Here is a 22,306-nt window from a genome sequence, read left to right on the forward strand (position 1 = left end):
CGGCGGGGCGCCCCTGCTGTCGCAGCCGGCCCGCCCCGCGGGTTGGTCCCGCCGCTGTCGGGGGTTTGATTAATAACTGGGGGGGTCCCGAAGCATGCTTCGGGACCCCCACTGTTGTGTTCCGGGCCACCCGAATCGTGCCGTCGGGGGTGCCGCGACACGCCGTCTGCGGCACGACACGCTGGCGTTTAAATGTGTCTAACTACTCCACAGGGTGTGGATTCCGTCCGCCAAAAACCCGGAAATCCGGACATTTTGCAGGCCCCGGCCTGTGGATTAAAAGTGCATTAAATGACATACTTGTAATACATCATCTTGGGGTCCCATCCGGGGCCGCGCACTACATGTAGTATCGACATACAGATTGAGCGGGAGACCGGCGCAGCCAGTACTGGACGGTAAGGTCCGGGCAGAGTCCACCGCTACGATGCCGGAGATTTAAAGACAGAGACACCAGCAAGGTCTCAGAAGAGTGCAGCAGTAGTGACTTCAACAAAGGGGACAGGAACCATGACCGTTACGGTTTACACCAAGCCGGCCTGCGTACAGTGCAACGCTACCTACCGTGCGCTGGACAAGAAGGGCATTGCCTACCAGAGCGTGGACATCTCCCAGGACGCGGACGCCCTTGAGCGCCTGAAGTCGCTCGGCTACATGCAGGCACCGGTCGTCGTCACGGACCAGGACCATTGGTCCGGTTTCCGCCCGGACAAGATCGAAGAGCTGGCGCTCAGCGCGACCGCTTCTGTGGCCTAAGGCTGCGCCCAAGCCGTTTCCGGCAGAGAATTCCCAAGTAGATGAGGTGACTCGCATGGCCGCGCCGGCCTTTGCCGAAGCGCCGGCCGCAGCCCGTGCTGCGGACACGACGCCCGTCAGTCAGACACCGCCCGTGAACCAGACCCACAGCCGCCTCATCTACTTTTCCTCGGCCTCCGAGAACACCAGCCGCTTCATTGGGAAGCTTGGTGCGGATGCCGCCAGGATCCCCCTGCATGCGAAGGACCAACCCCTCGTTGCCTGCGAACCGTTCGTGCTCGTAGTCCCCACCTACGGCGGGACGGGCGGCGAGGGTTCAGTGCCGAAGCAGGTCATCAGATTCCTGAACAACCCGGATAACAGGCGGCTGCTCCGCGGTGTCATCGGGGCCGGAAACACGAATTTTGGGGACAACTACTGCATGGCGGGCGACATCATCGCCGCCAAGTGCAATGTTCCCCACCTATACAGGTTCGAACTCATGGGTACGCCGGAAGACGTCTCCCGTGTACAAGAAGGATTGGAAGAGTTTTGGACACGACTGTCGCAGACACAGAAGTAACCAGGCCCGAAGGAAAGGACGCGTCCATGGACACGGCTGTTGAAAAGCAGGAGAAGCCGGCGCTCCCCGCTGCCTACAAAGGCCTGGGCTACCACGAGCTGAACGCGATGCTGAACCTGTACGGTCCGAACGGCGAAATCCAGTTCGAGGCTGACCGCGAGGCTGCCCACCAGTACTTCCTGCAGCACGTGAACAACAACACGGTCTTCTTCCACGACCTCGAGGAGAAGCTCGACTACCTGGTGAAGAACCAGTACTACGAGCGCGAAACCCTCGACCAGTACACGATGAACTTCATCCGTGACCTGTTCAACCGTGCCTACAAGAAGAAGTTCCGCTTCGAGACGTTCCTGGGCGCCTTCAAGTTCTACACGTCCTACACGCTGAAGACGTTCGACGGCAAGCGTTTCCTGGAGCGCTACGAGGACCGCGTGTGCATGGTCGCCCTGCACCTGGCCCGCGGCGACGAGCAGCTCGCCAGCCGCCTTGTGGATGAGATCATTGACGGCCGCTTCCAGCCGGCAACGCCCACGTTCCTTAACGCCGGGAAGGCCCAGCGCGGCGAGCTCGTCTCCTGCTTCCTCCTCCGCATCGAAGACAACATGGAGTCGATCGCCCGCGGCATCAACTCCGCGCTGCAGCTCTCCAAGCGCGGCGGCGGCGTTGCCCTCTCGCTGACCAACATCCGCGAACACGGCGCGCCGATCAAGCAGATCGAAAACCAGTCCTCCGGCGTCATTCCGGTCATGAAGCTCCTCGAAGACAGCTTCTCCTACGCCAACCAGCTGGGCGCCCGCCAGGGCGCCGGTGCCGTGTACCTGCACGCCCACCACCCGGACATCCACCGCTTCCTGGACACTAAGCGCGAGAACGCCGACGAGAAGATCCGCATCAAGACCCTCTCCCTCGGCGTCGTGATCCCGGACATCACGTTCGAGCTGGCCAAGAAGAACGAGGACATGTACCTGTTCTCGCCGTACGACGTCGAACGCGTCTACGGCGTACCGTTCTCGGACGTCTCGGTCTCCGAGAAGTACTACGAGATGGTTGACGATTCCCGGATCAAGAAGACCAAGATCAGTGCCCGGGAGTTCTTCCAGACCCTCGCGGAAATCCAGTTCGAGTCCGGCTACCCGTACATCATGTTCGAGGACACTGTGAACCGGGCAAATCCGATCGACGGCAAGATCACCATGAGCAACCTCTGCTCGGAAATTCTGCAGGTCTCCACGCCGTCCCTGTACAACGAGGACCTCACGTATGAGACCGTTGGCAAGGACATCTCGTGCAACCTCGGTTCGATGAACATCGCCAAGACCATGGATTCCCCGGACTTCGGTGCTTCGATCGAGACGGCCATCCGTGCACTCAGCGCGGTGTCGGACATGTCCTACATCAACTCCGTGCCGTCTGTCGCTGAGGGCAACGCGCAGTCACACGCCATCGGTCTTGGCCAGATGAACCTGCACGGCTACCTGGCGCGCGAGCGGGTGCACTACGGGTCCGACGAGGGCCTGGACTTCACCAACATCTACTTCTACACCGTGGTGTTCCACGCCATCCGCGCGTCGAACCTGCTGGCCATCGAAACCGGCCAGACGTTCGGCGGCTTCGAAAAGTCCACGTACGCCAGCGGCGAATTCTTCGACAAGTACACAGAGCAGGAGTGGGCCCCGGAGACGGAGCGTGTCCGCGAACTGTTCGCCGGCACCCACATCCCCACGCAGGATGACTGGCGCGAGCTCAAGGCCTCCGTCGTGGAGCACGGTATCTACAACCAGAACCTGCAGGCCGTGCCGCCGACGGGTTCGATCAGCTACATCAACAACTCCACGTCCTCGATCCACCCGGTGGCGGCCAAGATTGAAATCCGCAAGGAAGGCAAGATCGGCCGCGTCTACTACCCGGCGCCGTACCTGACCAACGACAACCTGGACTACTACCAGGACGCGTACGAGATCGGCTACGAGAAGATCATCGACACGTACGCCGCTGCCACCCAGCATGTGGACCAGGGCCTGTCGCTGACGCTGTTCTTCAAGGACACCGCCACCACCCGCGACATCAACAAGGCCCAGATCTACGCCTGGCGCAAGGGCATCAAGACGCTCTACTACATCCGCCTCCGCCAGCTCGCGCTGGAAGGGACCGAGGTAGAGGGCTGCGTCAGCTGCGCCCTGTAGCTTCAACTAAATCGTGACCGTACGACGGCGGGTGCCCGCCCGCCGTCGTACGCTTTAAGTAAGAACCCACCCAACTTCTTAGGGGATGACATGACCGAAAAGGTCAAGCTGCTGAGCCACGTCGAGGCCATCAACTGGAACCGCATCCAGGACGACAAGGACGTGGAGGTCTGGAACCGCCTCGTCAACAACTTCTGGCTGCCGGAGAAGGTGCCTCTGTCCAACGACGTCCAGTCGTGGCACACGCTCACCCCGGCGGAGCAGCAGCTGACCATGCGCGTGTTCACCGGACTGACCCTGCTGGACACCATCCAGGGCACCGTCGGGGCCGTCTCGCTGATCCCGGACGCAATCACCCCGCATGAAGAGGCCGTGTACACGAACATCGCCTTCATGGAGTCCGTGCACGCCAAGAGCTACTCCTCCATCTTCTCCACGCTGGCCTCCACCAAGGAGATCGACGAGGCGTTCCGCTGGTCCACCGAGAACGAGAACCTTCAGAAGAAGGCCCAGATCGTCATGGACTACTACCAGGGCGACGACCCCCTGAAGCGCAAGGTGGCCTCCACCCTGCTCGAGAGCTTCCTGTTCTACTCCGGCTTCTACCTGCCCATGTACTGGTCCTCGCGCGCCAAGCTGACGAACACGGCTGACCTGATCCGCCTCATCATCCGCGACGAGGCCGTGCACGGCTACTACATTGGTTACAAGTTCCAGCGCGGACTGGAGACCGTTTCCGAAGCGCGCCGGCAGGAGATCAAGGACTACACCTTCGAACTGCTCTTCGAGCTGTACGAGAACGAAGTCCAGTACACGCACGACCTCTACGACGGCGTCGGCCTGGCCGAGGACGTCAAGAAGTTCCTGCACTACAACGCCAACAAGGCGCTGATGAACCTGGGCTACGAAGCCATGTTCCCCGCCTCCGTCACGGACGTGAACCCGGCCATTCTTTCGGCCCTGTCGCCGAACGCCGACGAGAACCACGACTTCTTCTCGGGCTCGGGGTCCTCTTACGTGATTGGCAAGGCTGTCAATACTGAGGATGAGGACTGGGACTTCTAGTTCTTCTTCCTCCTCCTCTTCTTGCGGTCCCTTAGTTCGACGTCGTTGTGAGGTTCCAAGCTACTTGAGCCTGTTTCATTTTAGTTGACTCGCTGTTTCAAGCTATTTGAGCCAGCCCAGCCACGGTCGTAGCGGTAGCACTTCCCGGAATGTCGTTCCGACTTGGGGAGCAAATTGTAGGTTGGCGGTTGGAAGCCGAGCAATTAGGAAGTCCTTCGACAGTGACTGGTGTCGATGTTGGCGCCGGGAATATCAACCCGGCGTCAACGCGACCTGGTAGCTGACAATTCCCATGCTTTCCCGCAGCGAATCACGCCTAACGAAGGCCCATGCCGTGATGAGGCGCGGAGGATGTCAGACGTCCCCAGCGCTGTTCATTAGGACAAACAGTTAATTCGGATCCGCGTTGCGGTCAGTCTAGACCGCCCGAAAGAGGTAAAGGGACACTTGTACGCCTATTGGGGAACTTTTGTGACTCAGGATGTGGTCGCTAAGTGAGGGCAATGATGACAACCAGCAATTCGCTTCTGGCTAGCCTCGCTATCATCAAATCAAACTGGGATTACTCCCAAGAAAGCTACGTCGATAACTTCCTACCGTTTTTCTTGGACGCAGCTAAGGGTGCAAGCGGGCCAATTACACCAGCTGGGGCCAAGCTGCACATTAGGGAACGATTTGGGATCGACGTACCCGAGGGCGTCCTCACGACCCTTAGCCGCAGGGCTGCCCACAAGCAGTATGGCCGGCGCGAAAACGGCACCTTCATCGCAGATCCAACAAAGTTTGACGACATCCGGGACTTGAATCGGCAGAAAGCCGATTATCTGAGGAAGCAGTCCGCTCTCGTCAATGAGCTTGTCACATATGCGGCAAACCGGTTTGAGCGGATCCTTAGCGTGGAGGACGCTGAAGACGCACTGCTGAATTACATCGAGGAACACTCGGTTCCCATTCTGGGCTCCGTAATGAAAGGCGCGCCGTATGATTCGCGCCCCGCTCCTCGGTCCAGCCCCGACACGGAATACATCGTCAACTCGTTCATAAGTGACGTCGTGAGTAGTATGCCGGCGTCCTTCGAGCACCTCGAAACGGTCGTCAAAGGGAGCATGCTCGCAGTTTCCCTTTACCTCCCGAACAACAGCGAACTCGGCAAAAGGTTCGACAGGACGACGCTGTATTTCGATGCTCCTGTCCTTCTGAAGGCGTTGGGTTACGAGGGAGGGGATGCAAAGGCTGCTGCCCAAGACCTTCTCGCATTATCGCGAGCTGCGGGAGCCGAGCTCGCGTGCTTTACACATAGCGTGAGCGAGGTTAAGGGGATCTTGGACCGGTCTGCGGCGAAAGCTTTGCATGGAGGATTTCATGGAAGCCACCGCCGGGCCACTGATGCATATTTTGCCAGCGAAGGGTTCAGTGGCAGTGACATTCTCCTGCTGTCACAGCGTCTCGAGGAAGATGTCGCTGCTCTAGGATTGACGATCCGAGAACGTCCCGCAGCTACTGCCGAGCTTACAGTGGATGAGTTGGCCCTAGAAGAAGTAATGGATGCGAGCATCACTTATTCAAGTCGGGACACACTTTTGAATGACTTGGACAGTCTCACGGCTGTTCACCGCCTTCGTGGCGGGCGAAGCAGTTCTCGCTTGGAAACATGTCGCGCACTACTGGTCACCACCAACGGAGGCCTTGCGCGGGTCGGTCGCCTGTTTTTCGCCAGGGAAGAAGGCGATCATGGTTGGCCTCCCGTGCTGACTGATCACCACCTTGCCACTCTCGTTTGGCTCAAGAAGCCGCAAGCTGCACCAACACTGCCTCGACGCCAAATTCTTGCCGACTGCTTCGCTGCCCTTGAACCTGGTGGCCGGATTTGGGACCGCTACCTTGAAGAGATTGACCGACTGGGGCGCCGGGGGAAAGCATCAGAAAATGACCTGATGCTGCTTCGCTACTCGACCGAAGCTCAGCGTAGCCTCATGGACCGGACAATGGGAGATGCCGACCAGGTGACGGCTGAGACCGTGGCAGAGATCTTGGACAAGGTTAGGGCAAACATCCTGGCTACGACCGAGCGTGAGCGCGACATCGCCTCCAAGGCGGCGAGCAAGACACAAGCGGCGCTGGAAAACGTCGAAGAATCCCTTCGAGAGAGGGAAAGGTCCCTGGCATCCGAGCATGCGGCCAAGCTAGCGGCAGAGGACCGCTCGACAACACTGGAAGCTCGAGTCGTGGCCCTCGAGACCAAAGCTGAGACTTTGCGTAAAGCAGCAAGCGCGAAGGCCAAACGACATGCGGCGGTAACTTACTGGGTCGTTCTGGGTTTTTGCGGCGTAGTGCTCCTCTACGCCGCCTTCGCTACCTTCCTTCCCGACGGCATCATGCCAGGCTGGGGAAAGCCTGCCATGCCTTTCTGCCTCGCCTTCGCAGGCATCGGTGGATTCGCAACGTTGATGTGGGGCGGGAGCATCAAGGGTACCGCTGGTAGATTCAGGCGCGCTCATGAGAACTACCTGGAAGGGCGGTACCTTCGAGCGCTGGGAGGCTAATGCGTTACCCCAGCTCGAAGCAGCAGGAGTCAACCGGGAAGATTGTCGTCCATCGGCATTCAAGGACTCGCCAGAGCAGAAGGGTGACAGGGCATGTCAAAAGAGGCCAGGAAGGCGGCGGCGCTCCAAACGATTTCAAGGTTCGTGCTGCGTGCACGCCTGGTCCAGGAGCACTCTCTGGCCCAGGACAAGCTGGCCCTCGAAAAATACGCAGCGTGGACCATGACGTTCAACCTCATCGTCAACACCAAGACTGGTGAGAGGTCCGTTGAGATGAAGCCTGCTCCGTTGCTTCCGACGGAGCAGGTGGAGTCCGCTGCCGCGCGGGTTCGCCCGCTCTTTTTGAAAGACGATGGCGTCCACTACGACAAAGTCCTTAACGTCCTTTCCGAACTGGTTGCCACGTCCCCCGCTCACCGGAAGGAAGTGGCAGACCTCAGATCGAAGTTCAGGATCGCCGACCCCGACTACCCTAATGGCCGCCCCAAGACGGCGCGCTCAGAGCCGAGCATGTCGAACAAGGAGGTGGCTGCTGCCTGGCTGTATGGACACCTACTGCCTACCCCCTTGAATCGGGCGCTTCAGTCCCCATGAGATGGCGGCTTCGCGGGCCTTGTGAGGAACCCCTCGCGGCACAAGTCATTAGGTCTAGACCATGGCTGATGCCGCTAAAACTTGTTGCTAGGGGTTTAAGCGGCCCATGCTTAAGGCTTCTGAAAGGTCATTTCGAATTGCACCGCATACCAATGGGCGTGAGTGCCTGCAGCAGACAGCGTCAATGATTCGGGCTTAGAGTGTGGCATGGCTGAACGGAGATCGAGGATCAGGCGTTTGGTATCGCTCGGCCTTGGCAGTGTCATTACCACAGCTGTGGCTTCAATCTTCCTAATGGTGGTTAATGGGCGCCGGCCCGACTCGCTTCCCCTATTCTTTGTCACCTTCCTGGCCATGTGGGTGATTTGGCTATTGGCCATCCTGATAGTCAACCGGCTCAGGTTCAAGCTATGGCGGCGGCGGGGATGGACGGAAGTCTGGGTTGGTTCGCCTGAGCCGTTGCCTGGCGGTCTGGCCAATAGCTGGGTGCGGGGACTGATTTCAGTGCGCGCACCGCTCGTGGACTTCGTGACGGATGAGTCCCGGGAGGGAGCCTGGATCAAGCCTGCGACCTTCCCTGTCAACGGCCGAATGTCTCCAGACCGTACACAGTTGGAGGTGCGGGATTACGTGGCGGTCAACTTCGGTCCGGGGCTCCGAGTGGTCTCCCTCCAGACCACTTATGGACCCATCGATGTGGCCGGATACCCAGAGGCGTTAGACCAGTTCGAGGCAGAATTGTTCGGGTCCGTAAATCGCTAATCAGACTTTGGCGCACCATCGTTTTTACGAGGTTGGCCTACGGCAAATTGTGCCCTCCGCTAGCCGAACCCTGCACGGCACATATCTGGAGGTCTAGGCCAATGGCTCCGCTGGAGCAACTACATGGATGCGGGGTGACGTAAAGTGGGCGTTATTGGCCCCATTGAATCCATCTGTGGTGCTGTCCCCATGAGCCATTTAGGGAAAGCGATAAGCGATGCGAGGTTTTACTTTTGATTACACTCCGTCAGACAAATTTGACCGGCCCGATGAGGAAATTGCACGGAATGGTTCTCTATATGAGAAATCGGCCATAGCAGGCCGGGAAAACCTGAGTAGAGAGGTTTTTCTAATTTTGGCCGACACCGACGAGATTGACGTCTATAACTCGCTCGCAATGAACTACACGACTCCACCCGACATCCTGAACAGGATTGTGGAACGTTTCCCGGAGCTACGTGAGTGGGCGGCGACCAATCCGAATGCTTCCGCGGATCTGAAGAAGACAGCGCCGCTGGCTGAACACATCGCACAATCCATTGCCAGCTTTGCGGATGAGGTTGAGGCCACCGATGCAGAACGCCGTGAATTGTTGAAGCGCTACTACAAGCTGCGGCCGCCTGGCGGCCCGCTCCTCGAGGACGTCTGGGCTGACATCCGTCCGCAGTGAGGTTGGCTCCGCTTTTGGGAACCTCAATCGGGCCAGTTTACTTGGTCTACTCCAATGGGGGAGCTGGAAATTGGATGGCTGAGCCGCAGGACAGTCATCGGGGACGATGGACTCGTGATCGGCGGAGGGCATGGAATTCTCAGCGGCCTCCAGGCAGTCTTGATCTAAGTTCTTCTGCACGGGAGGCGATGGCCTGACGCTGTTCGCGGGTGAATCTTCGGGCCTGTAGGTCGAGAACCGCCCGGCTGGCCAACTCTCCGACACCTAACATGTGCCCCACCCGACGGATTGCTTCCTCGCTGTCCTCTGAATCCTCAATCACCTGGAAGACTTCGTCACGCCGATCCATCGCCTGTACCAGGGCATCGACGATCATCAATTCTTGCCGTGTCTGCCGCTCATCCTCCTCCATCCTGAGCATCTATTCTTCTGGGAAAGGTCGGATGATTTCGGGCGGAAATGCGTCGATCAGTTGCTTCCTGAGCTTCTTGCCGGCTTTCCATTCATCCATGTTGAGGTCGCTGCTTCTGCCTCGTTGGTCGATTAGTGAGATGCAGCCGCAGCTGCGGTCTTCGACGACGGTCAGGTCGGCCAGGGAGATGGTCTTCGTTTTGCCGGAGTTCTGGCTTATAAGGTGTGTTGAGGTCAGCACCAGTGTGGTGGGGGAGGACTTATGGCGCCATGTTGTATTTCCATGCTGGCCTTCTACTGGCGACTGACGATTTTTCGCTTCCTTGGTCCGCTGCCAGATCTCGTAACGATCCATCGCAAGTCCTAGGCTTCCGGCGTCCGCCTTGAAAAGTTTCACCGATTTATCGACGGCGACGATCAGCGAGCCGATGCTGGTTCTCAGGATCGTTGTGAGTTCGGCGGAGGTGATTGCTGGCGCCCGGTCGAGGAGTTCCTGCCGGTCCCGAGTGCTTCGTCCGAGCAGGGCGTTAATCGCCAATTGGTCCAGGTAGTCCTGGGGAACGTAGTCGTCCCATCCCAACTCGGCCGTCAGGGCGTGCCGGGCTGATTGGACGGCGTCCTCACTGAACCCGGCATCGACAATGCCGCGGAGGGTGTTGATGCTTTCCTTGAAAGCCGGGACGGTGTTCTGTCTGACCGGATCGAGAATGAGGTCGAGTTGGCTCTGGTCGTTATTGATCGCGGTGGTGAAGTTCTCGACGGAATAGATGATTCCGGCTTCGTGCCGGAGCCGGGCCAGTAGTTCGTAGCGCAGTGCTTCACAGAGAAGATCGGCGTCCTGGGACGGCGCCAGAAGAGACAGCGCGACGCCCTGTTTCCGGGACTTGATCACGGTCGGAGTCGTGATGAGGGGTGGATCCTGATGATGACTTACGGCTCCACCCGCTGGCAGACGGATATCCAAGGCTGAGGGCACGGGGCCGGTGAAGGTGAGGGCGGTATTGCCGGCGACGAGCCAGCGGCAGGCCCATTCGATAAGTTCAGCTTTGGTCAGACCGGTCGTGGCCGGTGCCCCGAATTGTGCGGCTCCCACGCCGCTCGTTCCGTACCGGTAGGTCAATAAGCCGCTGGAGACATTGCTGAACTTGTGCGGGTCCTCGGCCTCAAGGACCGACTTTTCAAGGGCGGTAACTTCATCAGTTAGCTCTCGAAAGGTTGATACGGCGGCCGCGATCGCATTCAGGAAACCGGCAACATCATCCGGTTTGCCTACGGCGTAGAACTGGAGTGAGTCCGTGGTCACGGTACCGCCGTGCAGGATCGTTACGGGCTGCACAAGGCGCAAGAGCACGTGCTCAAGCAGGTGGGTGATCCCGGCAAGCGTGGGTGGTTCATCGCGCATTCCGACACCGAATATCAACGTGCCAGTGCAGAGGCCATCGCGGTCCAACCAAAATGAGGTAATCCTGTTGTGGGAGGTCGTGTGCACCGTCTGCATCATGGGTCACAGTCTTGCAGATCGAGCGATTCAGCAGAGTCTGAGACGCGAACCCCAGGTAGGAAGCGGCGGCATCGGCGTAGAGAACCTCAACCGGGCCAGTTGCCTTGGTCCAGTCCAATGACGGCAATGCCGTGGTTCGCCCGGCCCCACGGCGGGCAGTTAAGCTGCGACTATGGTCGCGGCGCAGATTACTAAGAGGTACCACTGATATGAAGTGGATAAACCTCTGTCGGTGGCTCACTTTCCAGCGAACCAGACGTTATTACGGGTGGAACCTCGCCAAGCAATTGAGGAATTCCGCCCTGCAGGAAGAGTTCAGAGAATGGACTCTCCGCGACAACGAGCTCGCCGTTATGGAGTGGGCGTTTGCATGGCTCACCATCGCCGCCATTACTGTCCTCCCGGTTACCTGGGTACTCCTGCAGTGGGCACCGTGGTTGGTGCCTGCCATGACAGTCATCGCCCTACTCGGACCTCTAGCCGGTATCCTCAGTGCGCTGGAGATTTATATCCGCTGGCTTATCGGACTCTGGTTTCCGCGTTCTCCTGCACGTCTGCCAGGCGGCCCCTCCGTCATCGAGGGAAATTCCTTGTTGGCCAGCAGTTTGGCGACCTATGCGCTTATCCCCGTTCTATACATCTTCCTTGAAGCTGTTCTAAGTCCAGCGGCCGGCTAGAAGCTCCCGCCCCATAAGGACCGGGACAGCCTTGACCGGCTTCTCCGTCAACACGCTTGAGGAACCTTGCACGGCACAGTTGGGTAGGTCTAGTCCAACCTTCCCCTCAAGAACTCTCATCCGACAACTGCGATAGAGTTCGAGCCACCGCAACTCAGTGCCGCGTTCTAACGCGCCAACGCCTCACCCAGCCGAGGCAGCGTTGAAGTATGCCGGGGCCAATTCCGGGAAAGTGCGCATACATTAAGGCTTTTGCCTTATCCCCGTCGAACCAGACGATCTTGAAGGAATCGAGCATTTCCTCCATCTCGGACTCGTCTCCGGCAAAGAATGAGTAGTCACTGTCCTGGATTTCCACCATGCATTCCGGTCCGGCAAACTCGAGAAGATACCACGCCGGCGTAGCTGAAGGCTGGGAGTAGTAGAGAACGAAACATCCAGCATGCGATCCAGCATGGCACAGCCCAATGGACGCCCGATCCTTGCCTTCGGGGCCGACGGACAAGTAGGGACGTGACGAATCACGTGAACCGGAAATCATATTTTGATTATGAGGCCGTGCCCTTCGGTGTCGAATCCGAACGTCAACCGGCGTTGGGTTCAAGGACTCTACGAGCTCGCTGGCACGGACCTACTTCAGCCGTATGTGCCGTTGTTTGCCGCGAAGATTATGTAGGACCTTGGGCGACAGTTTGTCGCCCTGCTGCGCTGCCTTCTTCAGGAGGGCCTTGCCTTCCCGAGCATGCCCGGCCTGCCAGAGCGCGAGGCCCAAGTTATGCAGCGCATTCGGTTCGCCTTCCGCCACGCTGCGTCGAAGGAGTTCAATCTCTTTGTCCGGATTTCCCGCCTTGGAATAGAGGACGGCCAGCATAATCAAGACATCTACTTCACCGTTTTGAAGGTGCTTTTCCAGCAGTCTGATTGCGCTTTCAAGGTCCAGTTCGTTTGTGGTGTCAATGTATTCCACTGCCGCCTCGGCGCTTGTTTCGCTGCCTTCCCGGAGAACCTTCACAGCTGATTCTTCATCGCCCATCGCTCGGTACGACATGGCCAGACGGAGCGGCACGGCGGGGTGACTGCCGGCAAGTCGCAGCCACTTGATGGCTTCAGCATGCCGTTCCATCTCCCAATTGGTTTCTCCCAGAGCGAATGCCGCCTTCGGATCTCCTACGGCATGTGCTTTCTCGAATTGAACCAGGGCCTCCTTGGATCGGTCCATCTCGTGAAGGAACACCCCATAGTTCAGGTACGCTTCCTTCACGCCCTGCTCAATGGCCATGCGGTACAGGAATTCAACCGCTTCCGACTTGGAAATCTGTCTGAGGTCATTCGCTGCATTGAAAAGGCCGTCGGGGTCTCCCGACAGGATCAGCTCCACGGACGATCGAAAGTCCACCGTTTCCGTCTCTGCGGTTTTCACTGCCCTGCCTGACTTCGGATCCCTCTTGGAACGGTACGGAAAAAACACGGAGCCACAGGCCCAGCATCAGAGACAGACTATGGCAGCACTTCCTACAGAGCTAGCAATTCATGCCACTTCAAGGAGGAACCCTTCACTGCACAGTCCGCGGGCCTGGGGATGTGGTTCAGCTTTCATGCACAACCTAATGCGGTACAGAGGCGTTCCTATCCGGCTAAGGAGAAGGAGGTCCCGCCATTGTCCGGACCTGAAAGGGCATTAGTCAGGTCGACGCCGTGGCCCGTCTGGCCAGAGCCACCCCGGATTCGCTCATTTCCTCCGAGAGCTTCAACACGTCGTACGCCCCCAGCTGGATTTCGCGGCTAAACGCGGTGACCCGAGTTCCGTCGTTGGTGGCATCAATCACGAAACGGATATGGGGCCGCACTTTCAGGTGTTTGGCAGCATCCCGGTGGCGCCAGTCGCCCTCCCACTCTCGGCTGATTTCCACCCAAACGTCCGAACCCGTGACTTTCGTAGTCAATCCGGGCTGGCCGAATACCCGGGTCAAGGCGTGCACCGTGTCCTGACGGGACAAGGCAGTGATCCATTGCTCCTCGCTCTGGAAGTGATGTCGGCCGGGCCCGAACTGCAGGACGATCCCTATGCCTACCAAGTTGGGCCAGAACGCGGCTAGCACCAGATGGCGGGGATCAGCGATTGACTGCCACGCAAACTGCAAAACGCCGAGCAGAAGAGTAATGAGGAGAAAGATTCTCCTCCAGATGCCAGGGACCGGAACCAGGTCCGCAGTGCCGCGTCTGCCGGAGGCAAGCCAGGCCCCGAGGCCGAATGTAAGGAGCGCTTGCCCGCAGGCGACGATGATCGGAACGACCTCGGTTCGGGGGTCCGGGGCGGAGGCAAAAACAATGATCACCGACGTGGCGGCGAGCCCGACCATGATCAGCCCCGCACCGATCCGAATCCTTCTATCCCGCGCCGATGTGTCCATGGACCACTGTCGACGAGCCTTCGTTCCCTTGTCAACGGACCTGCGAGTGGCCGGCCCGTAAGCCGACCTTCAGGGCGTCGATCAACCGAAGTTGGCTACGGCCGGACACCAGGACTGTCCTTCGTGGGGAACCCTTCACGGCACATGTCGCTAGGTCTAGTCCATTTTCGCCTCCGGGAACCCTCCACAAGACAGCTTGAAGTCACTTCGCATGGAGTCGAACCAGTTACGAAAAGAATTTCCTCAAAGGAACATGGAACCAATTCAGCACTCCGGACACTATGGAGTATGAGTGGGGGATCAGAGCATGCTGACGAAGCCTTATGGTTGTTGGCTGTTACCGGTGATGGCGATGCATTTGGATACCTTTTCGATCGGCACCGAGACCGGGTCCTGCACCATGTGTTGAAGGTCGTCGGTTCCAATCACGCGGAGGACATCACGGCCGTTGTTTTCTACGAAGCCTGGCGTCGCCGGGAGTACGTGCGCATCGTCAACGGCTCCATTGTTCCCTGGCTGCTGGTCACGGCGAACAACACGATCCGCAACCACACCCGTCAGCGAAGACGGTACAAGGCCTTCCTCGATCAGTTGCCACTTCCGGCTATGGGAGGAGACGTGGCCGAGGACTTCGCTGAGTTCAGCGAGCGTGACGAGCAGGCGACGGTGCTACGGGCGGCGTTCTCTCGGCTCAAGCCCCAAGACCGCGACGTGCTCACTCTGTGTGTAGTTGAGGGTCTGAGCGTGAGACAAGCTGCCGCTGCACTTGGAATTGCCGAGGGCACGGTTAAGTCACGTCTACACCGCGCCAAGACGCGCCTCGGTGCGCTATACATGCGATTGAACCCACGCCGCTTCCTAACCGGCCAGGTACTTCCCGAAGGGAGATCCTTGTGAGTCCCCATGAATTTCAGGCTGATCGCAGTGACGCACTGCGCCGGCAGCTGGTCCAGCTCCCTGCGTCCCTCCAGCGGGATCCAGATCAAAGAAACGTAACCCGCACCAAGGAGCGGATCCTGCGGGAAAGCAAGCCCGTAAACAAAAACCGACACCTAGGACAGCGGTTAGTCGCCGGCAGCGTGGCAGGCGCCCTGACCTGTGGTGCACTGGCCCTGGCACTCACGCCCACGGATCGGTCAGACGACGCATCACGGATCATCGAATCACTGACCCACCCCCAGCAGGAGGCCGACAAGCTGCCGTCCACGGCACTCCCATCCCTGGGCAGCGTAGGCATCGATCCCACCCAGACCAGGCTCCTGGGGCACAGCAATTCGATCACCTACTATGGTGCTCCGGCCCCGGGCAAGCTCACGCCCGGCGCTCCCTCAGGCAAGGCGCTATGCATCATTCCCGTCAATGCCACAGGCGAAAGCAAAGCCCTCGGATGCACGCTCTTGAAAAACTTCGAATCCTACGGATTGAAGATGGAAACCCCTGACAAAACCGAGGCCGGCTGGCTGGTCGTCCCCGCAGCAGCAAAGACAAGCATGGAATCCGTAAAAAACGAGCCGGGCTGGAGTCAGCAAGCTCCGAACTTTCTGGTTCGCAACGACAACTAAGCCAGGTGTCCTCATCTCTTCCGGGAACCTTGAATTGGTGATGCTAGACCGTTCGGACAAGGTTCTTGGTCACGAGGAGTCTAGGTGGTCGGGCCCTTGTCCTCGTCGCCTTGGTCAATTTCCAGATGGCTGCCTGAAAGTCGCTTCTTCGAGATCAGGTCTTGTCGATAGCCTTCGACTTTTGTGGCGTAGTTGCCACCCCAGCCAACAGCAAAATAGGCGCCCAAGCCGATTGCCAGCATGAGGAAAGCAGTGCCGCCGGCTTCGGGTCCGCCTATCCATCCTGCGGCCGCAGAAACAACGAGGACCGCCAGGATAACGAGAAGAAGCTTTCCGGTTTTCCTCATGTCACAACTCCGTAGGGTCATCGCTTAGCGCGTTCCCTCGGGGCGAGCGTACCGCCGAGTTGCCGCTTCTGACGAGGTCCAATGGTCGGACTAACCGCCGCCGAAGGGGAATTCCTCGAACTGCACGATGGTCGGGGAGCACGGCTATTCACTTTGTCCGGAACCAACGACTGACTGGATGGCACGCTGCACATGCAATGGCACGGTGGCCACGCCATTTTCGATATGAACGATTGCTTCATAGTGGCGTAAAGCACACAGCTCATTCGCTATTTGAACGCTCTCCACGTCGGCGGAGGAAAGTGAGCCGGGGTGTTTGATGAGCTTGTCTAGAATGTGGCGCAGATTTCTAATCTCCAGTGTTGATGCAAGGTCGAACGGAGCTAGATCAAATCCTTCTACGATCCTTGGCTCGTCCCACCTGTAAGGCGAGCCATCGTCCCGCGGTGCGTAATCGTAGCGTTTGGTCTCCATGACCATGATTGTTCTCTCCCAGATGTAAGCCGTGAAGAGCCCACGCCCAAGGCAGTCAAACGTCTGTCGTGGGGTTTCGAGAGGCCGAAGAGGACGCATCAGCCCCCAGACGGAACCTCAACCGGGCCAGTTTCCTTGGTCTAATCCAAAAATGCTCGTCAGCGTGGACGCATGAGCACGTTCGGGTCAATCGAGGGTACGAGACAAGATCTCGTCTGGTTCGATAGAAGAATGAGAATCGCATATGACCCCGACGCCAATGCGGCTTATATCTACCTTTCAGAGGACAGATATGCCGGCGTTGCGGCCAAGACCTACCCGTGCGACCCCATCGCCGTCGGCGGCATGATCAACCTGGATTTTGACACTGACGGGCGTTTGATCGGTGTCGAGGTGATGGACGCCGACAAGAAGTTGGCACCTGAGACTTTGGCCGAGGCACACCAAAGTAGAGGCAGCAATGCCGAACCGCCTCAGTAGCAGCTCATATGGCTGCCGACCGTTCGGGAATCGTTGAGGGCTGGTACAACTGATTCATGGGATGGCTGAATAAGTGGTTCGACGACACGGATTGGCCCGAGGACCCGCGCCTGGACGTGTTTCGGGATGCTGTGTGGGAGCTGTCCCTGAACGGCGAGCCCAGGGGGTGGGTGACCACCGGGGTCGCTCCTATGCGGTCGTTCCCCTTCCTCTGGCTCAAGGAGGAGCGCATGTGGACGCAGGTGCACTGGCTGAGCGGTGAGCACGACTACCTGGAAGAGGACTACGGTCCTGAATGGCATGTCGCTGAGGAACTGCGACGCGGGCACTTTGTCACCACCGATCCTCTGACTAGCCAGGAAGCAAGCTTTGACGCAGCCGCTGTAACTGGACCAGCGCGTGATCGTCTGTGGGCGCAGTTGGATCACGGCGTAGAACCCCATAGCCGGAATTAGAGAAGTTCCACCATCTCGAATCTCAGCCGGGCATCGGCAGCGTGGCGCTTCATGCCCACAGGGAACGCTAAACGGGGCGGGGGCACGTTCCTAGACGACTGCGTACGTAGACAGTAGTTGCTTCCGGGGGTAGCTTCAGGGCATGGGCATGCTCTCGCGGCCACTGAGAAAGCTGGCGGTAACGGCGGTGAGCGCTAGCATGGCGCTGACGGCAGCAGGCTGTACTGCGGAGCCGACCTCACCGTCCACGTCGGCAAGTGCGCTGCCGGGAAATATCCCGGCCAATCTTTGGAACCAGGGAACTCCGGACCCTCTTCAGCCGGTGGGCCTGACCGGGATCAAGCCAACGGAACCGCTGGTCGCCAAGTCCTACGATGAGGGTACCGACACTATCGGGGACTGGCGGTTGATGGACATTAACGACGACCGTACGAAGCTGGTCGTCCAGTACTCACAAGGCGGGCCGTGCGACACTGCCAAGGGAATCCTCACAGCCGAAACTTCCACCGCGGTCGCCCTCGTTCCCCTCTATCAGAACGCACCTGCGACGCCTTGTAACGCAGTCCTGAAAACACCCGTGAGCACCATTAACCTGGCTAAGCCGCTGGGCGACCGAGAGCTCCTGCACCTCGCCGACCACGGAACAATGCAGAATCCAACGCCCGCACCCTCCAAATGAGGTTTTGCACTCTGGCGAGGAGCTTGCCTGTCACGCCCGCGTGCTAACCGCTCACGGCACAAGTTGTGAGGTCTAGTCCAAGTTTCCCCCTCGGGACCGTCAGTGGCGCATCACGATGTGGTTGCCCAGTTTCACATCGGTGTGTGCCTTTCTGCAGTTAGTCACTAGGGTGAGACCCAAATGGCTAATGCGGCACTCAGAGATTCGGAGCGAGAAATGACGGCAACTCTGACCCCTGCCAACTCCATCTTTCCCGCCGACTGGCTAACTCGTGAATTTTCCGGGCCGCCGCTTTTGGTAAACACATTCGTACCGGAGACTTTTCCAGCAGTCATTCGTGTTCTGAATCCCTTCGTCGGCGCCGGCGGAAGGAAACTCAGCTGGTCGGCCGTTGCCCAGGAACTGGGCATCCCCTTGGACGGATCCGCCAATGGGGAAAACCTATGCATGGAGTACGAGGCCAGCACGGGCGAGAAGGTCAACATTAATTTCGGCACCCTCGACCCTGAAACCGCGTCTGCCCTGGCAGACGTCCTCAGCCAGCACACGGCCACCCCGGACCAATGCTACTTCGCCGTCTGGATAGGCTACTCCGGCATCAGGGACCATCTGACCAAGGCGCCGGTGGTGCTCCTTCCCCCCGAGCGGCAGATGTACCTCCTTGAGGGACCCGTACGAGCTGCGGCCGAGGCGATCGATGAGCACCAATCCAGACGCAGCATCCGGTGGTGGCCAGCAGATAAAGCCTGGTGCGTGGGAAACGACCTCTACGCTGATTCGGTTTACGTGGCCGGTTCCAAAGAAGCCACCCAGTCGCTGAGGGACGATCCACGTTTGGAGACCTACGTTGTTCACGGCTCCGATGTTCACCCTGGAATCTACGCCTCTGACAGGTAGCAACCTGCGATGTTCATGGGGAACCCGCCACCGCACAGTTAGCTATGTCTAGTCCATTTGCCCTTCGGAAGCCGTCTTCACCTCACCCGACTCTGAAAGACTCTGACCATGACCCGTGACATCAAGGCCATGCTCGATCGCGTCGTGGACGAGGTCTTCGATGATGACTTCGTCATTGTGAATCTCAGCTCCGACGATCCAGCCCGCTCATCCAGTGTCCAGGTGAGCAGCCCTTCCTATGAGTCTCGTCAAGCAGTCATTCGAGTCGATCCAGTGTGGGTGGAGGGCTATATTCCCGAATTGAATGTTCAGACGGCCCTGCTAGTAGACGACTATGGAGATGAGGACGACGACGAGTTGGAGGCCGATAGGGAGGCTGAACTGATGAAGCTGTGTCGTGTCATGCGTGCCTACCTGCAGGGAGGTGGGCAGGTCACGATGCGGCGTCGTATGTTCGGCCGCGGTAGCACCTTCGTTCTCAAGATCGAGGTGGACGGCTTCGAATGGCGCTTGGGTCGAAACTACTGGGCTGGTCCCAAGTCCGTATAACCGACTGAGGCCTCAGCTTACGGATGTGAGGGTGCTTTCGTGGCCCGCTGAGCGATCGCCTGACGAACGATCTGTGGGGCGGCGCCGCATTGAGAATCACCAGCCAACAGCAGCCCTATTGTCTGGCTATTCCCATTAGGAAACTCTAGGGTGGCGGTATGACGCCCAGATGGCGTGGAATCGCCCTACTTTGTTTGGGTGCCGTGAACGCCCTCATCGGGACCGTGTTGGTCCTGCAGTCCACATCGAACAACAACTGGGCGTACTTCATCGTGCTTGGTGGCGTCGTTCTAATGCTTTGCGGCTACTTCATCGGAAAGCGCAAAAGCTGGAACTAACGCCATTCGCGAACCTTCAAGGGGCAGACACTAGTCGGCTCCGTCGATATGGTGACAGCATGGATGAAACCCCGCGATTCCATTCACCGCGATGGTGGCCTTGGGCCGTCGCCATCCTCCTCGTGATCACCGTGAACATAACGCTTCTGGGGTATAAACAAGGCGAGTGCGTTGACTACACAATCGAGTCTGGCGCTACGAGCATCTGTACTAGCGGCCCCGCGCTCAGCATGGATGGGACGTGGATTGTGACAGTAGTGAGCGTCGCAGCCATCATCTACTTCGCGCGCCGCCTCGCGAATGTTGCTCGAGCCAGAAGGGGCTAACCCGCCTACGGCGCACAGCCAATCAAAAACCAACCGGTACCGGAATAGTTCTCATGGGCTAGCCCAATCCCGGCGGCGTACTGATGAACGCAAACCTTGAAGGAGCTGTCGGATTCCCAGAGTTCGTGGTTCAGTTCACTTATGCGGTCCCAATCACCCAAAGAGAGCCGCTGGCTTCCTCGTGGAGCAAGTCCTCGAGTGACTCGCAGGCTGCGCCGCCTCCTTTACTGGACGTGGGCTTGCATAGTGGTCATGATCATCGCGAACTTTCTGCCAATGGACAACGCACCGTGGCTCTGGATAAAAGTCGTTCTGCTGGGCGCGGCGGTCATTTTGATGGGCACCATGGTTACTCGTTTTTCGTTGTGGCAACGAGACGAGTACTGGCGGGAGCGCGGCAAGGACCCCAAACATCCGGAACGAATTGTTTCGCCGGCCGGCGAAAGCAATTAGTTCCTGTCGAGCAACCTCATACGGGCCTTCCCGGGCCGATTTGTTAGAAACTACTGACGATGAGTAACGACCAGCATGTGCAGCGCTATCTCTTGGACCTCTCGAGGAAGGTCGAGGGGATCGTCCTGAGTCTGCCCGAAGGTGTGGACGGGACGGTGACCGTACGTGAGAACCACGTGTATATAGAGATCCGGGGGCCCAGACTGGAAGCTTTCACGCTTGTGCTCGGAAGCGAAGCTCCCGAGATCGTCTATGACGGTCAGTACATTCGATACGAGCTAATCCCGGAAGGCATGGAGGAACAGATCGACTTTGCGAAGGAAACCGTGGATGACATTACTGAGTTTCTTCTCAGCGATAGGAATCCTGTCGAACGTAAAAGCCGGTTCCTGGGCCGAGCTTATCTGTCTGTACCTTTGGCCGGCGACGTCGAGTGGAGACTCAAGAAGTTCAACTGACGTCACCACAGCGATTCATTTCCTTGAGCCAAGGTCAGGGGGCCAGTTGTCCCTGCCGCTTTGGCCGAACCCTTCACGGCACAGTTCGTTAGGTCTAGTCCATGTTTGGTTTTGTATTCCGCGGCTGAACCTTTGAAACTGGAATCCTTGGACTCAGCCAAGGCTCGATTATTGGTGGTCGCGGCCGGAAGGGAACGCCGTTTATGGGAGATCAGAGCAGCTTTCATCAGCTGTTTGTCTCCCGCGTTGCCATGTTTGCCTTTTTTGTGGTGTCGCTCGGCGTTGTGATTTCTGAAGGCTCAGTTCCCTTGTCGACACCGTCCGGGACGGTGTCCGAGGAGCTGGTCTTCTGGAGTTGTATCGGTTTGCTCGTGCTCTGGTTTAGCTGGCGAACCTGGAGGCTCGGGGTCCGTCTCACATCTACTCAGGTCCACATAAAGGGTTTGTTCCGCGATAGGAAGATCGCTCGGGAGAGCGTTGTGGACGTTAACCCCGTTGGGTCAACTGGTCTGGATAGCCCCGGCTGGCAATGTACGTGTGTCCCAGATAATTGCTTTCTCAGATGGTTTCGGGAGCGGGCTTGCAGGAATCGTCCGTGAGCACAATGCGCGAACGCTGGCCCGGCTGCGAGAGCAGCTTGTTAGCCCACCTGTGGAGCAGGCTGAACCTCCGCCGTCAGGAGAGGACCGCAGTTACGACCCTCCAGCGTACCGACGCCGGCGGGACCGGAACGGGCCCGCGAAGCGCGCCGGCCGAAGGAAATTGTTTAGGGATGGGTGGCTCGCGGTCCTCCAACTTCTTGGCTGGAGTGTGGCCGCTGCAGTAGCAGGCTGGCTGGCCATAGAGCCTGCCTTGTGGCTGGCGGGGCACAACGCAGACGTTGTCCGTTCGACCTTAAGGCTTGATCCCTACACCGAAAGCAATGCGATACAGGCCGTGATTTTCTGGGGCGTCGGTGCAGCTGACCTTTCAGGGAACACCATCCGACTGGCGTACCTCATGTTCCGCCCTGGGCGAGGTTAGGTCCTTGTGATCCCAGCCTAGGAACCCCCGAACGAGACAGTTGCAGAGGTCTACTCCACACGACGAGCCGCCATCCCTCATGGAAGATCGAGTGGCCGCACGGCGGATGGTTACGAGCCTTGAGGGCGAT

The 22,306-nt window shown here is 58.6% G+C and carries 25 protein-coding genes; 18 read left to right on the plus strand and 7 right to left on the minus strand.

All coding sequences use genetic code 11. The features are described from left to right. Nucleotides 1-510: 510 nt before the first annotated feature. The 7 genes from nrdH (at nucleotide 511) to ACFQ50_RS20965 (ending at nucleotide 9,135) form a co-directional block, all read left to right on the plus strand. The gene (gene nrdH / locus ACFQ50_RS20935; protein ID WP_377997543.1) at nucleotides 511-756 is read left to right on the plus strand and encodes a glutaredoxin-like protein NrdH; all 246 of its coding nucleotides are present in this window, start codon (nucleotides 511-513) and stop codon (nucleotides 754-756) included. Between the two features lie 55 nt (nucleotides 757-811). Then, a complete protein-coding gene (gene nrdI / locus ACFQ50_RS20940; RefSeq protein WP_377997544.1) occupies nucleotides 812-1,318 on the plus strand; it encodes a class Ib ribonucleoside-diphosphate reductase assembly flavoprotein NrdI in 507 nt (168 codons plus the stop codon). 26 nt (nucleotides 1,319-1,344) lie between these two features. Continuing rightward, on the plus strand, nucleotides 1,345-3,501 hold the full coding sequence (nrdE, locus tag ACFQ50_RS20945) for a class 1b ribonucleoside-diphosphate reductase subunit alpha (RefSeq protein WP_377997545.1): 2,157 nt from the start codon (nucleotides 1,345-1,347) through the stop codon (nucleotides 3,499-3,501). A 90-nt stretch (nucleotides 3,502-3,591) separates the two neighbouring features. After that, nucleotides 3,592-4,566 carry a class 1b ribonucleoside-diphosphate reductase subunit beta gene (gene nrdF, locus ACFQ50_RS20950; RefSeq protein ID WP_377997546.1) on the plus strand — a complete coding sequence of 325 codons (975 nt, stop codon included), beginning with the start codon at nucleotides 3,592-3,594 and terminating at the stop codon, nucleotides 4,564-4,566. A gap of 506 nt (nucleotides 4,567-5,072) precedes the next feature. Then, nucleotides 5,073-7,109, plus strand: a complete 2,037-nt coding sequence (locus ACFQ50_RS20955; protein WP_377997547.1) for a hypothetical protein — start codon at nucleotides 5,073-5,075, stop codon at nucleotides 7,107-7,109. 93 nt (nucleotides 7,110-7,202) lie between these two features. Beyond that, nucleotides 7,203-7,703, plus strand: a complete 501-nt coding sequence (locus ACFQ50_RS20960; protein WP_377997548.1) for a hypothetical protein — start codon at nucleotides 7,203-7,205, stop codon at nucleotides 7,701-7,703. Between the two features lie 979 nt (nucleotides 7,704-8,682). Continuing rightward, complete coding sequence (locus ACFQ50_RS20965) at nucleotides 8,683-9,135, plus strand: hypothetical protein (protein WP_377997549.1); 453 nt, start codon at nucleotides 8,683-8,685, stop codon at nucleotides 9,133-9,135. A gap of 139 nt (nucleotides 9,136-9,274) precedes the next feature. Here the strand turns inward: ACFQ50_RS20965 and ACFQ50_RS20970 are convergent, their stop codons facing one another. Together ACFQ50_RS20970 and ACFQ50_RS20975 are read right to left on the minus strand one after the other, a co-directional pair. Next, nucleotides 9,275-9,547, minus strand: coding sequence for a DNA gyrase subunit A (locus ACFQ50_RS20970; protein WP_377997550.1), 273 nt, complete (start codon nucleotides 9,545-9,547; stop codon nucleotides 9,275-9,277). A 9-nt stretch (nucleotides 9,548-9,556) separates the two neighbouring features. Next, nucleotides 9,557-11,047, minus strand: a complete 1,491-nt coding sequence (locus tag ACFQ50_RS20975) for an insulinase family protein (protein WP_377997551.1) — start codon at nucleotides 11,045-11,047, stop codon at nucleotides 9,557-9,559. A gap of 209 nt (nucleotides 11,048-11,256) precedes the next feature. Here ACFQ50_RS20975 and ACFQ50_RS20980 point away from each other — a divergent pair, with 209 nt between their 5' ends. After that, nucleotides 11,257-11,724 (plus strand): hypothetical protein, encoded by a 468-nt coding sequence (locus ACFQ50_RS20980; protein WP_377997552.1) that lies wholly within the window; start codon nucleotides 11,257-11,259, stop codon nucleotides 11,722-11,724. A gap of 154 nt (nucleotides 11,725-11,878) precedes the next feature. Here the strand turns inward: ACFQ50_RS20980 and ACFQ50_RS20985 are convergent, their stop codons facing one another. The 3 genes from ACFQ50_RS20985 to ACFQ50_RS20995 all read right to left on the minus strand — a co-directional run bounded on the left by ACFQ50_RS20985 (nucleotide 11,879) and on the right by ACFQ50_RS20995 (nucleotide 14,135). After that, the gene (locus ACFQ50_RS20985) at nucleotides 11,879-12,265 is read right to left on the minus strand and encodes a hypothetical protein (RefSeq protein WP_377997553.1); all 387 of its coding nucleotides are present in this window, start codon (nucleotides 12,263-12,265) and stop codon (nucleotides 11,879-11,881) included. A gap of 90 nt (nucleotides 12,266-12,355) precedes the next feature. After that, nucleotides 12,356-13,144, minus strand: a complete 789-nt coding sequence (locus ACFQ50_RS20990; RefSeq protein ID WP_377997554.1) for a tetratricopeptide repeat protein — start codon at nucleotides 13,142-13,144, stop codon at nucleotides 12,356-12,358. A 262-nt stretch (nucleotides 13,145-13,406) separates the two neighbouring features. Further along, on the minus strand, nucleotides 13,407-14,135 hold the full coding sequence (locus ACFQ50_RS20995; RefSeq protein ID WP_377997555.1) for a hypothetical protein: 729 nt from the start codon (nucleotides 14,133-14,135) through the stop codon (nucleotides 13,407-13,409). A 288-nt stretch (nucleotides 14,136-14,423) separates the two neighbouring features. On the opposite strand from ACFQ50_RS20995, the gene ACFQ50_RS21000 reads away from it, so the two are divergent. Continuing rightward, the gene (locus ACFQ50_RS21000; protein WP_377997556.1) at nucleotides 14,424-15,032 is read left to right on the plus strand and encodes an RNA polymerase sigma factor; all 609 of its coding nucleotides are present in this window, start codon (nucleotides 14,424-14,426) and stop codon (nucleotides 15,030-15,032) included. Further along, entirely contained in the window at nucleotides 15,029-15,697 is a 669-nt protein-coding gene (locus tag ACFQ50_RS21005) for a hypothetical protein (RefSeq protein WP_377997557.1), read from the plus strand. The genes ACFQ50_RS21000 and ACFQ50_RS21005 overlap by 4 nt, the downstream gene beginning before the upstream one ends. Nucleotides 15,698-15,777: 80 nt before the next feature. Here ACFQ50_RS21005 and ACFQ50_RS21010 read toward each other — a convergent pair whose 3' ends face one another. Both ACFQ50_RS21010 and ACFQ50_RS21015 read right to left on the minus strand, forming a co-directional pair. After that, complete coding sequence (locus ACFQ50_RS21010; protein ID WP_377997558.1) at nucleotides 15,778-16,044, minus strand: hypothetical protein; 267 nt, start codon at nucleotides 16,042-16,044, stop codon at nucleotides 15,778-15,780. A gap of 144 nt (nucleotides 16,045-16,188) precedes the next feature. Continuing rightward, nucleotides 16,189-16,518, minus strand: coding sequence for a hypothetical protein (locus ACFQ50_RS21015; protein ID WP_377997559.1), 330 nt, complete (start codon nucleotides 16,516-16,518; stop codon nucleotides 16,189-16,191). 171 nt (nucleotides 16,519-16,689) lie between these two features. On the opposite strand from ACFQ50_RS21015, the gene ACFQ50_RS21020 reads away from it, so the two are divergent. From ACFQ50_RS21020 to ACFQ50_RS21055, 8 genes are all read left to right on the plus strand, one after another. Beyond that, complete coding sequence (locus ACFQ50_RS21020; RefSeq protein ID WP_377997560.1) at nucleotides 16,690-16,998, plus strand: DUF2283 domain-containing protein; 309 nt, start codon at nucleotides 16,690-16,692, stop codon at nucleotides 16,996-16,998. Between the two features lie 56 nt (nucleotides 16,999-17,054). Next, nucleotides 17,055-17,453: a hypothetical protein gene (locus tag ACFQ50_RS21025; protein WP_377997561.1), complete on the plus strand. Its 399-nt coding sequence runs from the start codon at nucleotides 17,055-17,057 to the stop codon at nucleotides 17,451-17,453. A 142-nt stretch (nucleotides 17,454-17,595) separates the two neighbouring features. Then, nucleotides 17,596-18,132 carry a hypothetical protein gene (locus ACFQ50_RS21030; protein ID WP_377997562.1) on the plus strand — a complete coding sequence of 179 codons (537 nt, stop codon included), beginning with the start codon at nucleotides 17,596-17,598 and terminating at the stop codon, nucleotides 18,130-18,132. Nucleotides 18,133-18,348: 216 nt separating this feature from the next. After that, the gene (locus ACFQ50_RS21035; protein WP_377997563.1) at nucleotides 18,349-19,029 is read left to right on the plus strand and encodes a hypothetical protein; all 681 of its coding nucleotides are present in this window, start codon (nucleotides 18,349-18,351) and stop codon (nucleotides 19,027-19,029) included. A gap of 108 nt (nucleotides 19,030-19,137) precedes the next feature. Beyond that, nucleotides 19,138-19,578, plus strand: a complete 441-nt coding sequence (locus ACFQ50_RS21040) for a hypothetical protein (protein WP_377997564.1) — start codon at nucleotides 19,138-19,140, stop codon at nucleotides 19,576-19,578. Nucleotides 19,579-19,781: 203 nt separating this feature from the next. Continuing rightward, on the plus strand, nucleotides 19,782-19,916 hold the full coding sequence (locus ACFQ50_RS21045) for a hypothetical protein (RefSeq protein WP_377997565.1): 135 nt from the start codon (nucleotides 19,782-19,784) through the stop codon (nucleotides 19,914-19,916). A 578-nt stretch (nucleotides 19,917-20,494) separates the two neighbouring features. Further along, nucleotides 20,495-20,695 (plus strand): hypothetical protein, encoded by a 201-nt coding sequence (locus ACFQ50_RS21050; protein ID WP_377997566.1) that lies wholly within the window; start codon nucleotides 20,495-20,497, stop codon nucleotides 20,693-20,695. A 59-nt stretch (nucleotides 20,696-20,754) separates the two neighbouring features. Further along, on the plus strand, nucleotides 20,755-21,153 hold the full coding sequence (locus ACFQ50_RS21055) for a hypothetical protein (RefSeq protein WP_377997567.1): 399 nt from the start codon (nucleotides 20,755-20,757) through the stop codon (nucleotides 21,151-21,153). Nucleotides 21,154-22,306 lie beyond the last annotated feature (1,153 nt).

The sequence above is a fragment of the Arthrobacter sp. NPDC056493 genome, assembly GCF_042795115.1.
Lineage (GTDB): Bacteria > Actinomycetota > Actinomycetes > Actinomycetales > Micrococcaceae > Arthrobacter.